Here is a 15,000-nt window from a genome sequence, read left to right on the forward strand (position 1 = left end):
CGGTCACGGCGTCGGCGGTTTGCAGATCGTGTTCCACCCGCTGGCGTGGGGCACCGCGTTCACGGTGACCTCCCCGTAGACCTGAGCGCACAACGTGTTCGCGTCGGAGACGTAGATACCGCCCGCGTAGGAATCGTAGTTGTCGTCGGAGTCGTACCAGCGGGTCGTCCAGCCGGCGTGCTGGAGGACCACTTCGATGTGGTGGCGGCCCGGGAGGTTGTCGAAGGTCTTCGCGCAGAACGTGCCGCTGCCCGCGGACGAGTACCAGACGTCGACGTAACCCGCGGTCTGCGGAAGGGTGATCCGCTCGAGGAAGGTGCCGTTGCAGGTCGGGAACGGCCCCGCGTATCCGGGCGGTGCGTCTTCGGGGTGGGTCTCGGCCGACGCGGTGACCGCCCCGCCGAGCACGGTGGCCGCCGCGACCCCGATGACCGCGACCGCGGTCGCGATCCGTGTCCTGATCTTCACCTGGAACCTCCCTCTGCCTCGCCACGCCCGGTCCGGGCGCGGCCTCGGCGTCATGGTGGCGGGTGGTGGTTGCGGGCTTTCTTGCGAAAATCTGCATCTCGCAGGCCAGGGTGCGGACTGGGTCCCCGGCGCGGTTTTCCTTGGCAGGGCGCCGGTTCCGGCCACTGGCCGGAACCGGACACGGGTGCCGCCGTGGCCCGAGTGGACCGCGGCAGGCGGGTGGTCCGCTCCCGCGGCCCACTCTCCGTAGCGCGGTTGCGACATCCGGGGTAATTCCGGCCGGATCGGTGACATCCGGGCGAGCGCCGTCGATGTGCCCGGCGGGGATCCCCACCGTGTGCGTGGGGACGGAACACATCTGGGGGGATGACTCGTGCTGCTGTCTTTGCGATCGCGCGGCAGGATCGCCTTGGCCACCGCGCTCACCGCGGCCTTCGCGCTGCTCGTACCGGGTGTCGCGCACGCCGCGCCACCGTCCAACGACGACTTCGACCAGCCGGTGGCCGTCGCGGCCTTGCCGTTCGCCGCACAGCTGGACACCACCGAGGCCACCCAGGCGGTCGACGACCCGTCCTGGTGCCAGTCCTACGACGTCCGGGGCAGCGTCTGGTTCCGCTACACCGCCACCGCGGACGGGTACCTGCGCGCCACCACCAAGGACAGCGACCCGTCGATGATCCTGTCGGTCCACTCGGGCGCCCGCGGCGACCTCAGGGGGATCGCCTGCGCCACCGGGACGGCCGCGACCACGACGTTCCGGGCGACCGCAGGCACGACCTACTCCTTCATGGTCTCCGGCTACGACGTCCCGGGCGGCGCGCTGTCGTTCGCGCTGGACTCCGTCGCGGCCGCGGCCAACGACGACTTCGCCGCCGCGGAACCCGTGCCCGCGCTGCCGTTCTCCGCGCGGCCGGACTTCTCGGTCGCCTCCTTCGAAGCCGACGAGCCCGAGTCGAGCTGCCAGTACGAAGGCAACCTCGTCCCCTCGGTCTGGTACGCCTACCCGAATCCCGGGCCCGCGAAGTCGGTCACCGCGCGCACCACCGGGAGCGGCTCGGCCGTCTCGGTGTACACCGGGGCGAGCCTGCCGGAGCTGAAGCAGGTCGCCTGCACGTCGAACTCCTACGGGCAGCCGACCGCGTTCCGCGCCGCCGCCGGCACGACCTACTACGTCCGCGTCACCGGCCCCGCCGACGGCCGCGAGCCCGTCTCGCTGACCGTCGACGACGCGCCGGCGCTGGACCCGTCGGTCTACCAGTCGCCGTCGTACCCGACGGTCTACGACACCGTTTCGTTCTCCGCCGAGTCCTGGAACGACATCGACAAGCCGATGACCGTCGCCTGGGACTTCGGGGACGGCGCCACGGCCCCGGCCACCACCGGGACCGTTTCCCACCGCTACGCCAAGGACGGGACGTACACCGCCACCCTGCACGCGACGTCCCCGGACGGCCGGACGGTGACCAAGACGGACGAGGTCGTGGTGACCACGCACGACGTCGGGATCGCCAAGTTCTCCGTGCCCGCCTCGGCCCGGGAAGGCGACAGCAAGGCGATCTCGGTCGACGTGTCCAACACGCGCTACACCGAAACGGCGACCGTCGTGCTGTCCAAGTACGACGGGACGTGGTGGCGGGAGGTCGGCCGGCTCACCCTCGAGGTGCCCGCGCGGCCCACCCGCACGGTGAAGTTCCCGTTCTCCTACACCTTCAGCCCCGACGACGCGGCGATGGGCAAGATCGCCTTCCGCGCCGAGCTGAAGCTGGACTACCCGGTGACCGACGCCCGGCAGGCGGACAACGAAGTGATCGCCATCGCCACGACCGTGAAGCCGCGCGGCTCGCGCGTCGTCGCCGTCTGAGCTCAGGGGGAAATGATGAAGCACACCGCTTTCCGGCGCCTGTTCGTCGCCGGTCTCGCCGTCGCGGCCGCGTTGGTGGCGCCGGCGGCCGCGTCCGCCGGCACGCCGTCGAACGACGACTTCGGCACCGCCACCACCGTCACCGCCCTGCCCTTCAAGGCGACCCAGGACGTCGGGGAGGGCACGGCGGCCGCCGACGACCCGACCTCGTGCTACTCCTGGATCGCGTCGAGCGTCTGGTACGACTACACCGCGTCCGCCGACGGCTTCGTCCGGGCGCTGCCGTCGGGGGTCGGTCAGCAGCCGTTCATCGCCGTGTACACCGGCGAGCGCGGCGCGCTGACCCAGGTTCCCGGCGCCTGCGCGGAGTGGAACAACGGCCCGTCGGTGACGTTCCCGGTCACCGCCGGGCAGACGTACCACATCATGCTGTTCAAGCAGTACGCCGGCGCCGGGCAGCCGGCCACGCTCGACCTCGCCACCGTGCCGCGCGAGCCCAACGACGACTTCGCGGCGGCCGCGGTGGCCACGCTGCCCGGGACGTTCTCGGGCGACCTGACGCGGTCCTCGGCCGAGCCGGGCGAAGCGGCGCCGAGCTGCGATCCCGGCGCGGACCACTCCGTCTGGTACCGGTACACGCCGGACCGCACCCGGGCGATCAGCGTGGAGGCGCGCTCGCGGTGGTCGCCGTCGGTGACCGTGTACCGGGGCGCGACGCGCGACTCACTGTCCGAAGTGGACTGCAAGTCGGCGGGGGGCGGCGACAAGCGGCCGGTGTTCACCGCCACGGCCGGGCAGCAGTACTGGATCCGGGTGGCCGACGACGCCGAAGGCGCTTCCTGGTACGACATCCGCCTGACGACCGCGCCGGCGCTGACGCCGAACGCGAACTCCTGGCCGAACATCCCGTCGGTGTTCGACGACGTCTCCTTCTCGCCGAACGCGGGCGACCACCTCGGCCGGCCGCTGGTCGGCGGTGAGCTGAAGTTCGGCGACGGCACGTCGGTGCGGCTCACCTCGAACACCCAGGTGACGCACCGGTACGCCGCCGACGGCGACTACCGCCTGGAGATCAGCGCGACGACCGACGACGGCCGGTCCGGCACCGGGTTCCAGACGCTGCACGTCGAGACGCACGACGTGACCCTGACGGGGCTGTCCCTGCCCTCCCAGGCGCGGGTGGGCCAGACCAAGCCGGTCAAGGTGTCGGTGGTGGACAACCGCTACGACGAGAAGATCGTCGTCTCGCTGCGGAAGAAGGCGGAGAGCGGTTACTACCAGGACGTGGGCACGCTGACCCAGTTCGTGCCCGCCGGTGGCCGCGTCGACTTCCCGTTCGCCTACACCTACACCGCGGCCGACGCGGCGGCGGGCCAGGCGGAGTTCGAGGTGACGGCGAACATCGACGGCCGTTACGACGGTGACAACCACCCGGTGGACAACCGCCTGACCGCGTCGACGGTGGTCCGCGCCCAGTCGGGAGCCCGGGCGAGCTGACGCCCGCCGGCCGGGGTGGGGCGCGCCGCCCCACCCCGGCCGATCGCCGCATCCCGTCCGCCGCGGCCTGAGCTAACACAGCAAAACTTATCCCTGTTACCTCTTGTGCTCAGTACGCTAACGCTCGTAGGGTTACGACCGTAAGCACAAAGAGCCGAGAGGGGACCCGCCGTGGGAACCACCACCGTCACCACCGCCACCGAGATCGTCCTGCCGGGCAAGGTCGAGGCGGGCGGCCTGCAGGTCCGCACCCGGGACCTCCCGGCGCCCGCCGCGGGGCAGGTCGTCCTGCGCATGGAGGCCACCGGCGTGGCCTTCGCCGAGCAGCAGATGCGGCGCGGGAAGTACTACGGCCAGCCGGCGTTCCCGTTCGTGCCCGGCTACGACGTGGCCGGCACGGTCACCGGGACCGGCCCGGACGTCGACCCCGCGCTGCTCGGCCGCCGGTTCGCCGCGGTCACCAAGACCGGCAGCTGGGCCAGCGCCCAGGTGCTCGACGCGGCCGACCTGGTCGCCGTGCCGGACGGCGTCTCCGCGGCCGCCGCCGAGACCGTCGCGGTCAACGGCGTCACGGCCTGGCAGATGCTGCACGGCAGGACCACGGTGCCCGCGGGCGGGACGATCGTCGTGCTGGGCGCCAACGGCGGCGTCGGCTCCATCCTCGTGCAGCTGGCCCGCCACGCCGGGATCACCGTGATCGGGACGGCGTCGCCGCGCCACCACGCGGCGCTGCGCGAGGCCGGCGTGACCCCGGTCGATTACCGCGACCCGCAGCTGTACCGGAAGATCCGCGAGCTCGCGCCGGAGGGTGTGGACGCGGTGTTCGACCACGTCGGCGGCGCCGGCGTGGCGGAGTCCTGGCGGCTGCTGCGCCGCGGCGGGAAATTGGTCTGCTACGGCACGGCGTCGACCAAGGACGAAGAGGGCAACTCCCAGCTTCCGGTGCTGAAGCTGTTCGCGCGGCTGGCGTTGTGGAACCTCCTGCCCAACGGCAAGGGCGCGCACTTCTACAACTTCTGGGCGGGCAAACGCCGTCTGGACACCTTCCGGCGCCGGCTGAACGAGGACCTGACGCAGGTGCTCGCGCTGGTGGCCGACGGCGTCCTCCGCCCGCGGATCGCCGCGGAGTTCCCGCTGTCCGACACCGCCTCGGCGCTGGCGCTGGCCGAGTCGCACACCGTCGCGGGCAAGGTCGTCATCGTGCCGGACGCCCCCCGGCCGTGAGCCCGGCGGCCGAACCGCCCCGGTCCCGCCCGCGAAACCGGCGCGGCGAAGGCGGCCGGCTCCGCGCCGAGATCCTGGCCGCCGCGACCGGACTGCTCGACGACGGCGGTGACCCGCACGCCCTGACGCTGCGGGCGATCGCCCGCCGGGCCGGGATCGCCGCACCCTCGATCTACGCCCACTTCCTCGACCGGCCCACCCTCCTGCTCGACGTCGTACGGCGGGCTTTCGCCGAGCTGGCCGGCCTGCTCCGGGCCGCGCTCGACGAGGCGGGCCACGATCCTCGGCGACGGCTGTCCGCGGTCTGCCGCACCTACCTGGAATTCGGTCACGTCCACCCCGAGCGCTACCGCGCCATGTTCGGCGGCACCTGGACCCCGGCCGCCTCCTCGGGCGAGCTGGCGGACCTCGGCGCGGACGCGATGCGGATCCTCGCCGGCTGCCTCGCCGAGTGCGTCGCCGCCGGGCACTGCACCAGCACGGATCCGGCCGCCGACGCCGTCGCGCTGTGGCTGGGCCTGCACGGGCTCGCCCACCAGCAAGCCGCCAGCACGTCCTTCCCCTGGCCCGGCGACATCGTCGAGCGGGTCGCGTCTTCCCTGTCCCACCTCGTGTGAGTCCCCACTTCGTTCCCGGAGGAGCACCGCCATGTCCACTGCCACCCTCGCCGCTCCGGCCGCCGCCGTCACCACCTCCGCTCGTGCCGGCCGGGTCGACAACCGCGGTACCTACCTCAGCTTCGGGCTCGCCTACGTCCTCGGCCACGGCGCGGCCGCGGTGTCCCGGGGCGACGACCCGCTGGTCCACCTGCCCGGCTGGCTGCCGATGACCCTGCTCGGCGCCGGTCTCGCCGTCGGCACCGTGTTCGCCACCCTCACCGCGGCCCGGGCGCAGCGCGGCGCCGGCCCGGCCGACGTCCTCAGCGGCCGGCTTCTGGGCCTGTCCTGGCTCCTCGCGTTCGGCGCCCTCTCCCTCGCCATCACCGGGCTCACGTCCACAGTGGACTCTCCGGGGCTGGCCGACGTGCTCTGGCCCGCCGGTTCCGGGCTCGTCGTCGGGCTGCTCTACATCAGCGAAGGCGCCGTGCGCCGCAACGTCCTGCACTACAGCCTCGGCACCTGGCTCGCCCTCGTCTCCACCGCCTCGCTCGCCTTCGGGACCCCCGGCCTGTTCTGGGGCCTCGCCGTCGCCGGCGGCGGCGGTTACGCGGTCGCCACCGTCCTCGAACACCGCCGTCTCACCCGCTGACCACCCCGGCCTGCAGGGCCCTCCCGATCGAAAAGGACTGACCCACGATGAACGCACGACGTAGTTTCCTCAACGGCATCGGCGTCGCGGCCCTGGGCGCGGCGATGGTGGTGGCGGCCCAGTCGCCGGCGACGGCCGCCGAGGCGAAGCCGGATCCCGGAGCCCACCAGGTGTGCCGGGGTGTCACGGTCGACAGGACCGCGCCGGTGATCAGCAGCGTGAGCGTGCTCATCAAGGCACCGCTGGCGACGGTGTGGCGCCTGCACGCGGACATCGACCGGTGGCCGAGCTGGATCCCGGAAATCACCCCCGCGCACAAGGTCACGCCGGGCCCCCTGCGGCCGGGTTCGGTCTTCACCTGGTCCCCGCAGGACATGCACGTCGAGTCGACGATCAAGTCGATCGCCCCGCTGCGCTGCACGGCGTGGGGCGCCCCGGTGAACGGCATCACCGGCGTGCACCTCTGGACGTTCGAGCAGACCCCGGCCGGTGTCCTCGCCACCACGGAGGAATCCTGGGCGGGCCCGCCGGTCGACGCCGACGTCCCGGGCAGCCAAGCCGGCCTCGACCAGGGTCTCGGCGACTGGGCGAACCGCCTGAAGGCCACCGCCGAGACCCGGCCCGGCTGTCGCTGATCACCGGCACGGCCTGCTGGAGCTGCGCGGCGCGAGGGCAAGAGTCCGTCTCATGGACGCCGAGAACTATCAGGCTGACCTCCGCCAGGCCTCCGTTCGAGTAGCCACGGTGACGCAACCGTGGCCGAGGGTCGCTTCGTTGACCGCTTCGGGCGACGGAGGCTTATCGATCGGGCGAGGGGCGCCCTGCCTACCGTGGGGCACCCCTTGAACCGATTTCGGAGGTCTGTCCCGTGCCGGAAAAGCCCGACACCGCGGTGTCGCTCACCCACCGGGCGATCGGGCTCCGGGCCGAGGATCCGGTGCGGGCCCGGGCGCTGCTGGGGGTCGCGCTGGCCAAGGACGACGGTTACGAGCCGGCGTGGCGGTGGCTCGCCGAACTGGTGGAGACCGACGGCGAACGGCGGTTCTGCCTCGAGCGTGCCTACGAGATCAAAGCCGATCCAGAAACCGGCCGGGCGCTCAAGGCGGTGCGCGCCGACCCGCCGAGTACTCCCGCCGACGTCGCCGATCTGGTCGAACCGGCGCGGCCGCCGGCGAACGTCCGCACCGGGCGGTCGAAGCGCGGCGGGCGGAAGATCTGGGTCGCCGTGGGCGCGGCCGTGGTCCTGGCCTCGGTGCTGGGTGTGTGGACGGCGGCGGGAGCCGAGCGAGGCGAACCCGTCTACGTGGCGCTGGTGGCGGGGATGACCGGCGACAACGCGGTGACCTCCGCCCACATGGAGCGCGCGGTGCGGATGCACGTCGACACCGTGAACGCGGCGGGCGGAATCCACGGGCACCCGGTGGAACTGCTCGTCTACGACGACGCGGACCGCGTGGACCAGGCGGTCGGGATCGCGGAGCGGATCGTCCGGGAGAACAAGGTCCTCTACGTCGTCGGGCACGGGAGCAGCGACACCGCGCTCGCGGCGTCGCCGATCTACCGGCGGGCCCGGATCCCGGCGATCACCCCGTCGGCCAGCTCGTCGCGGCTCACCGACGGCAGCGAGTGGTACTTCCGCAGCATGTTCGGCAACCGGACGCAGAGCGACTTCCTGTCGGTGTACGCCTCGCACGTCCTGGGCTCGAAGACCGCGGCCGTCGTCTACGACGATGACGAGGACGGACGATCGGCGCACGACACCTTCCGGGAGTCCTTCGGCGAATTCGGCCGGGTGACCGCCGAGCTGCCGGTCTCCGCCACGCCGGCGAGCCGGGCCGCGTCGGTCGACGCCGCGGTCGCCGCGCTCGAGTCGCACGACCCGCGTGAGCCGATCGTCCTCGCCGCGAAGGAGAAAAGCGGCCTCGAGGTGATCGACCGGCTCCGGTCCGCGGGGGTGACGGCGCCTATTCTCGGCAGCTCGTCGCTGAGTTCCCGGGCCTTCCACGACGCGTTGACCACGGCCGAGCGGAAGAGCGGGCGGCCGGGGGCCCTCACCGGCAACCTGTTCATGGCGACGCCGCTGGCCCAGGATTCGCTGTCCGGCCCCGCGCAGGTGTGGGCCGACGCCTTCGAGCAGCGTTACGGCGAACGTCCGTTGTGGCAGGCCGCGACGGCCCGGCAGGCGCTGAACGTCGGGCTGCACGCGATGGAGGCCGGCGGGCTGGACTTCGACGAGAACCACCGGGCGGAGGACCGGCAGCGGGTGCGGGACTCCCTGGCGTCGTTGAAGGACCGGAAGAACTCCTTCCCCGCGTTGCTCGGCCCGTTGTACTTCACCGCCGGCGGGTCGGCGCAGATGGCCGTGTCGGTGGTGACGAGCGACGGCGCCCGGTTCGTCTCGGCGCCCGTCCAGTTCACGATCTACGAGCCGCCGAACGGTGAAGCGTTGACGGCCGGGCTGGCGGACGGGCAGGTCATCGCGGTCAAGAACCGGTACCTGAGCCGGCGCCAGGTGGTGGCGACCGGGATCAACCTCAACGAGGTCCGCGACCTCGACACGACCGACGGCACGTACTTCGTCGACTTCTTCGTCTGGCTGAAGTACACCGGCGGCGACGCCGCGGCCGACGTGCAGTTCGTCAACGCCGTCAAACCCGACCTGAAGCTGGGGGAGCCGCTGCGCGACGTCACCGAGGACGGGCGCACCTACCGGCTCTACCGGGTGGCCGACCGCTTCAAGAGCAGCTTCGAGTTCCACGACTTCCCGTTCGACCACCAGCGGCTCACCGTGTTGCTGCAGAACCGGACGCAGACCGCGGACCAGGTCTCCTACGTGACGGACAAGGAGATCCTCGACCAGGACCCGCGCGCCTACCTGCGCAGCGGCGCCGACGCCGAGGCCACCATCAACCAGGTCCCCAACTGGGTCGCGTCCTCGGTCCACTTCTTCCGGCAGACGGTCGGCAGCAGCGACGCGCTGGGTGACGGCCAGGCCGCCGGCGCCGCCACCGGGATCTACTACAGCCAGTACGCGGCGGAGATCGAGATCGAGCGGGACACCCTGCCGTTCCTGATCAAGAACCTGCTGCCGCTGATCCTGCTGATCTGCGTCACGTACCTGTCGTTGTTCTTCAAGGCCGCCGACGGCAGCGCGCCGGTGTCGATGGGCGTGACGGCGATCCTCAGCACCGCGGTCCTGCTCAACAACGTGACGTCCCAGCTCCCGTCGGTCAGCTACATCGTGGCGCTCGAATGGGGCTATTACGCGTTCATCCTGCTGGCCGCCGGTTGTGTGCTGATCGCGATGCTGCGCAAGCGCTTCGCCGCGCTGAAACGGGACGAAGCCGAACAGAGCCTGCGCAAGGCCGCGCGGATCGGCTACCCGGCCTACCTCCTCGCCGTCGTCACCGTCTTCATGATCGCGTTCGGGTGACCCGGCGGTGCGGTGCCGGTGATCAGGCCGGCGTCCCGGCGGACAAGGGCCGGTCCGCGGCCGTCCACGAGAGCCGTCGTCATGCCCGCCGACCGTGCCGACCCTGCTGACGTCCTTGCCGGTCATCGTCCGCGCGGTCAGCGTGCTCGAATAGCGTCCCCGTGCCGAACCGGCCGTTTCCGGCGGTTATCCCGCGGAAGCGGAGAACCACTTCCGCAATTGCCCCGGCCGGCCGGGCGGGCCCGGCAAAGCCCGTGGCGCCGCTTTTCGTTCCTCTGCCATTGCGGCGGGCGGCGCGTATCCTGGAATGTCAGGCACAGGAGGGGGCCGCGGCATGCCGGCGGGCAGGGTGATGGGGAAGATCGGCTGGTTGACGGCGGTTCTGGGGTTGCCGGGAGCCGCGGCGGGTCTCTGGGCCGGCTGGGTTCACGAGCATTCCGTGCTCGCGGTGCTCCTGCTGATTCTCTACGAAGGTGTGCTGGCGATCCTGACGTTTGTCCAGGGGGTCGGCGCGGAACTCCTCAAACGCTGGCGGACGCGATTCATCGACCGGGTCGACCAGAGCCTCGGGCGCAAACTGGTGCGCTTCGACCGCCGGTATCGGGAGTTCGTCCTCGGGACCCTGCGATTCATCGATCAAAAAGGCCTGGCGACCATCGGCCCGTACACCCCTCAGCTCGACGAGGTCTTCGTGGAACTCTGGCTGGTGCCGCGAAGCCCGCACCAGGTGAAGTCGGACCCGCTGGCCGACGTGCCGGCCGAACTGACCCAGCGCTCGTCGCTGACGGACCTGCTCGACCGGCCGTCCCCGAGCGTGCTGGCGGTGGTGGGCGCGGCGGGCAGCGGCAAGACGACCTTGCTGCGCCACACGGCCCGCAGGGTCTGCGGCGCCGGGGAGAAGAAGAGGCGGCGCACGGTACCGATCTTCCTGTTCCTGCGCGATCACGCGGCCGAGATCCTGGCCACGCCGGAGGTGGCGCTGGCGGACCTCCAGCGCGGCACGCTCGGGCGCTACCGGGAGGCCGAACCGAAGGGCTGGTTCGAACAGAAACTGCGGGACGGTTCGTGCGTGGTCCTGCTCGACGGGCTCGACGAAGTGCCGGCCCCCGGCGACCGCCGCTCGGTCGCGGACTGGGTCGAGCGGCAGATCGGCCAGTACCCCGGCAACGACTACGTGATCACCTCCCGCCCGCACGGCTACTGGGGGGCCGCGATCACCGGCGCCACGGTGTTCCAGGTGCGGCGGTTCACCGACGAACAGGTCGCGCGCTTCGTCCGCGGGTGGTACCGGTCGATCGAACAGCAGAGCACCGACGTGGCCAACGGCGAGACGGAGTCGCGCGCCGGCTCCGCCGCCGACGACCTGCTCGATCGGCTCCGGAACTCGGCCGCGCTGCGCGAACTCACCGTGAACCCGTTGCTGCTGACCATGATCGCCAACGTGCACCACTACCGCAGCGCGCTGCCCGGAAGCCGGGCCGAGCTCTACAGCGAGATCTGCGAAGTGATGTTGTGGCGACGGCACAGCGCCAAGCGGCTGCCGGCCGAACTCGGCGGGGACCAGAAGGAACTGCTGCTGCGCCAGCTCGCGTTCACCATGATGGAGCGCCGGGTACGGGACCTCCCGCGCTCCGGGGTGCTCACCGCGCTCCAGCCGATGCTGCGCCGGGTCTCCAAAGACCTCACGGCGGAGACGTTCCTGACCGACGTCGGGGCGAGCGGGCTGCTGGTCGAACGGGAGAACGGCCTGTATTCCTTCGCCCACCACACGTTCCAGGAGCACCTCGCCGCCGCGCACCTGCGCGACAAGGGGCCGTCCAGCCTGCTCCCGGGGCGGGTCGACGACGAGTGGTGGCGGGAATGCACCCTGCTCTACTCCGCCCGCGCGGACACCGACCCGATCATCCGGGCCTGCCTGGCGTCCGGCACCGTCATCGCGCTCGCGCTGGCGTTCGACTGCGCGCAGCACGCCCGCGAGATCGACCCCGCGTTGCGGGACCAGTTGGACGGGCTGGTGCACTCGAGTTACGACGCCGGCACCGATCCCCACCGCCGCAGCCTGATGGCGCGGGTGCTGGTGAACCGGCATCTGCGCCACCTCACCTCCGTCGTCGGCACCGCGCGGATCTGCGTCCGGCCGATCACCGTGGACATCTACTGGCTCTTCCTCGCCGACACCGGCACCGAACGTCCCGACGATCCGCGGCCGTTCGTCCCGGGCGCCGGCGGACCGGTGGTCGGCGTGCGCCCGGCCGACGTCCTCGGCTTCCTCCGGTGGGTCAACGAAATCACCGGTGGTGAGCCGGTCTGCCGGCTGCCCCGCCGCGCCGAGATCGAGGACCCGGCGGTGCGGCGCGCGCTCGGTCAGACCGCCGGGCCGCCGGGCAGCCTCAGCGTGTGGGTGCGGCCGGACGGGCCGGGGGCGCCCGAGCTGTGGACGGCCGAAGAAGACCCGCACCCCCACACGATCACCGCCGAGGTCCTCGTCCGGCACGTCACCCGGGATCTCCGGGACTCGGCGACGACCCTGGCCAGGCTGCTGGTGATCCGCTCGCTGGTGCTGCTGCGGTCCGTCTCGTTCGATCTCGACCACGGCGCGGCGAGCGTCCGGGCCCACAAGCTGACCGGGGAGCTGCTCCGCGGGCTGGCCGGCGCCGCGGACCTGGCCCACGCCGCCGACCCCGCGTTGATCCGGGTGCTCGGGTCGGCGACGGCCCACGCCGGCGACCTGGAGCGCGCGGTCGGCCGGGAGGTCGGCCACGCGCGCGAACTCGACCTCGCCCGCCTGCGTGACATGGACCGGCGCCGCCGGCTGGACGACACGCTGGCGCTGGATCTCTCGCTGGGCCGCCCGTTCGACACGGCCCGCACGCGCGGACCGGACAAGGAAAGCGACCTGGTGCACGACCTCGACCTGGCCCTGTCCCGGGATTTCGAGTACGCCCACCGCCTGGCCGGCGTCCTGAGCCGGGATCTCGACCGTGCCCTCGAACCGGAGGCGGAGCCGGAACTGGACTCCGTGCTGGCCCTCGACCGGGCTCGCGACGCCGAGCGCGCCCCGGCACCGTCCGCAGAGTCCGACGGGCACTTCACCGACCTCACCGGCCCGGCCCTGGCCCACGCCGTCACCTACGCGTTGCACGATTCCCCGGACACGGAACCCGTGGACCGGCACCGGTTCTCGGCCGCCTTCGCCCGCGCGTTCATCGCGGCCGCGGGCATCGACACCACCGAACGCGTCGTTCCGCCGGGCTCGCTCGCGGCGGAGATCCAGCGCGCCTGCGCGGCCGTCCGGGCCGAGGCGGGGCCGGCCGCGGCCCGGCTCGGCGAGGCCACGGCCCGGCTGGAAGAACTCGCGCTCCCCGTCTTCGCCCGCAAACGCGAGCTCACCGCGCCCATCGCGACGGCGATCCGCGTCGCCGCGCTGTGCCTGGCGGTCGAAGCGGAAGCGGTGGCGGACAGCGGTTCCGCCGCGGCGTTCCGCCGGGTCGCGGCGGGGGTGAGCCTGCTCGAACTCCGCCGCAGCAGCCAGACGCCCGCCACCGAGACGATCGTGCTCGCCAGCGCCTGAACGAACAGGTGCTCAGGCCGGCGCCGGCGCACTCGCCTCGTCCTGGGCGCGCAGCACCCCCTTGTCGACCTTGCCGCCCGCGTTGCGGGGAAGGCCGGGGAGGACCACGAGGTCCTTGGGCAGCTTGAAGGACGCGAGCCTTCCCGTGAGGAACCCGGTCAGCTCCCGCAGAGACAGGCCGCCTTCCGGCGCGACGGCGACGACCGCGACGGGCACCTGGCCCCAGCGTTCGTCGGGCCGGCCGATCACGGCGACCTCCCGCACCGACGGGTGCTCGGCGATGGCGTTCTCCAGTTCGGCGCAGTAGATGTTCTCACCGCCGCTGATGATCATGTCCTTCTTGCGGTCGACCACCCAGACGAAGCCGTCCTCGTCCTGCTTGACCAGGTCGCCGGAGTGGAACCAGCCGCAGGCGAAGGCCTCCGCGGTCTCCCTCGGCTTCCGCCAGTACCCCCGCGTCACCGTCGGGCCGCGGTAGACGATCTCGCCCACCTCGCCCACGGCGACGTCGTTCATGGCCGCGTCCACGACGCGGTACTGGAGGGTCGGGATCGGCCGGCCCACCGAGCCGAGCTTGCGCAGCGAGTCCTCGCCGCGGAGCACGCAGGTGATCGGCGAGGTCTCGGTCTGACCGAACACCGCCACGTTCAGCGCGCCGGGGAACTTCTCGGCCATGGCGCGCAGCGTCGCGTCGGTCGCCGGTGCGGCACCCCAGCTGATGATGCGCAGTTTCAGCGCGCGCTCGCCGATGTCCGGCTGCGCGCAGAGCAGGTCCCATTGCTGCGGCACGTTGAACACGACGGTGGCCCCTTCGCGTTCGTAGGCGTCGAGCACCGCCTTCGGGTCGAAGGCACCCAGCGGGTGGAGCACGACCGTCCCGCCGACGACGAAGTGCGCCACGATCGAACCCAGGCCCGCGATGTGGAAGAAGGGCGCGGTCAGGAAGCCGATGTCGGAGTCGTCGGACATCTCCATCGCGCGGATGCAGGTGATCGCCTGCAGCTGCATGTTCCGGTGGGACAGCAGGACTCCCTTCGGCCGGCCGGTGGTGCCCGAGGTGTACATGATCAGCGCCGTCGACTCCTCGCTGACGTCCGGCGGTTCCAGGGGTTCGTGCGGGGCCAGGAACTCCTCGTACCCCAAGGGGTTCCCGGCGGCCTCGCCGATGACGACCACCGTGCCGACGGCCGCGGCGGCCGGTACGGCCCGCAGCAGCGGCAGCAGGTGCGCGTCGACGACGACGGCCGAAGGTGTGCAGTCGGCCAGGATGTGGTCGAGCTCCGGCGGCGCGAGCCGGAAGCTGAGCGGGACGGCCATCGCCCCCAGGCTGTTCGCCGCGAACACGCTCTCCACGAACCACGGGTGGTTGAGGGTGAGGAGCGCCACGCGGTCACCTTCGGCGACCCCACGTCCGGCGAGCGCGGCCGCCAGCTGCAACGACCGCCGCGACAGCTGCGCCCAGGTCGTGGTCTCCCCGAGGTACCGCAGCGCGGGCTGGTCCGGCCGCATCGCGGCGTGGGTGGCCGCGTGGGCCATCCAGTGGTGCCGGTAGGACCAGCCGGGAGCCGCGTCGGTCGGCATGGGCCACTCCTCGGGAGCCGGGCGGGCAGGTGACCGCGACGTCGTCATGCCCGGCGAAGGTACTGGCCGGGAAGGATTAAGTAAATGAAGAATCGCACGTGTGGCGGCGGGCTCGCG

Annotated in this window: 10 protein-coding genes; 8 read left to right on the forward strand and 2 right to left on the reverse strand. The window is 72.0% G+C overall.

What is annotated here, in order from left to right; all coding sequences use genetic code 11:
• Positions 1-3 precede the first annotated feature (3 nt).
• Positions 4-468: a hypothetical protein gene (locus tag OG494_RS03700; protein WP_328451938.1), complete on the reverse strand. Its 465-nt coding sequence runs from the start codon at positions 466-468 to the stop codon at positions 4-6.
• Positions 469-841: 373 nt separating this feature from the next.
• Between OG494_RS03700 and OG494_RS03705 the strand changes: the two genes are divergently transcribed.
• From OG494_RS03705 to OG494_RS03740, 8 genes are all read left to right on the forward strand, one after another.
• Positions 842-2,329 carry a PKD domain-containing protein gene (locus OG494_RS03705; RefSeq protein WP_328451939.1) on the forward strand — a complete coding sequence of 496 codons (1,488 nt, stop codon included), beginning with the start codon at positions 842-844 and terminating at the stop codon, positions 2,327-2,329.
• 15 nt (positions 2,330-2,344) lie between these two features.
• A complete protein-coding gene (locus OG494_RS03710) occupies positions 2,345-3,826 on the forward strand; it encodes a hypothetical protein (RefSeq protein WP_328451941.1) in 1,482 nt (493 codons plus the stop codon).
• 171 nt (positions 3,827-3,997) lie between these two features.
• Entirely contained in the window at positions 3,998-5,050 is a 1,053-nt protein-coding gene (locus tag OG494_RS03715) for a medium chain dehydrogenase/reductase family protein (RefSeq protein ID WP_328451943.1), read from the forward strand.
• Positions 5,047-5,667, forward strand: coding sequence for a TetR/AcrR family transcriptional regulator (locus OG494_RS03720; protein ID WP_328451945.1), 621 nt, complete (start codon positions 5,047-5,049; stop codon positions 5,665-5,667). The genes OG494_RS03715 and OG494_RS03720 overlap by 4 nt, the downstream gene beginning before the upstream one ends.
• A 31-nt stretch (positions 5,668-5,698) precedes the next feature.
• Positions 5,699-6,298, forward strand: a complete 600-nt coding sequence (locus OG494_RS03725) for an ABC transporter permease (RefSeq protein ID WP_328451947.1) — start codon at positions 5,699-5,701, stop codon at positions 6,296-6,298.
• A 47-nt stretch (positions 6,299-6,345) separates the two neighbouring features.
• Positions 6,346-6,933: an SRPBCC family protein gene (locus OG494_RS03730; protein WP_328451948.1), complete on the forward strand. Its 588-nt coding sequence runs from the start codon at positions 6,346-6,348 to the stop codon at positions 6,931-6,933.
• Between the two features lie 233 nt (positions 6,934-7,166).
• On the forward strand, positions 7,167-9,731 hold the full coding sequence (locus OG494_RS03735) for an ABC transporter substrate-binding protein (RefSeq protein WP_328451950.1): 2,565 nt from the start codon (positions 7,167-7,169) through the stop codon (positions 9,729-9,731).
• A 334-nt stretch (positions 9,732-10,065) separates the two neighbouring features.
• Positions 10,066-13,302 (forward strand): NACHT domain-containing protein, encoded by a 3,237-nt coding sequence (locus OG494_RS03740; protein WP_328451952.1) that lies wholly within the window; start codon positions 10,066-10,068, stop codon positions 13,300-13,302.
• Positions 13,303-13,314: 12 nt separating this feature from the next.
• On the opposite strand, the gene OG494_RS03745 is transcribed toward OG494_RS03740, so the two are convergent.
• Positions 13,315-14,883, reverse strand: a complete 1,569-nt coding sequence (locus tag OG494_RS03745; protein WP_328451954.1) for a long-chain-fatty-acid--CoA ligase — start codon at positions 14,881-14,883, stop codon at positions 13,315-13,317.
• Positions 14,884-15,000 lie beyond the last annotated feature (117 nt).

It is taken from the genome of Amycolatopsis sp. NBC_00438 (genome assembly GCF_036026695.1).
Lineage (GTDB): Bacteria > Actinomycetota > Actinomycetes > Mycobacteriales > Pseudonocardiaceae > Amycolatopsis.

Bases quoted from the DNA above. Each gene is read 5' to 3' on its own strand.
- OG494_RS03745 (WP_328451954.1), bottom strand. From the start codon at position 14,883: ATGCCGACCGACGCGGCTCCCGGCTGGTCCTACCGGCACCACTGGATG.
- OG494_RS03710 (WP_328451941.1), top strand. From the start codon at position 2,345: ATGAAGCACACCGCTTTCCGGCGCCTGTTCGTCGCCGGTCTCGCCGTC.
- OG494_RS03730 (WP_328451948.1), top strand. From the start codon at position 6,346: ATGAACGCACGACGTAGTTTCCTCAACGGCATCGGCGTCGCGGCCCTG.
- OG494_RS03740 (WP_328451952.1), top strand. From the start codon at position 10,066: ATGCCGGCGGGCAGGGTGATGGGGAAGATCGGCTGGTTGACGGCGGTT.
- OG494_RS03725 (WP_328451947.1), top strand. From the start codon at position 5,699: ATGTCCACTGCCACCCTCGCCGCTCCGGCCGCCGCCGTCACCACCTCC.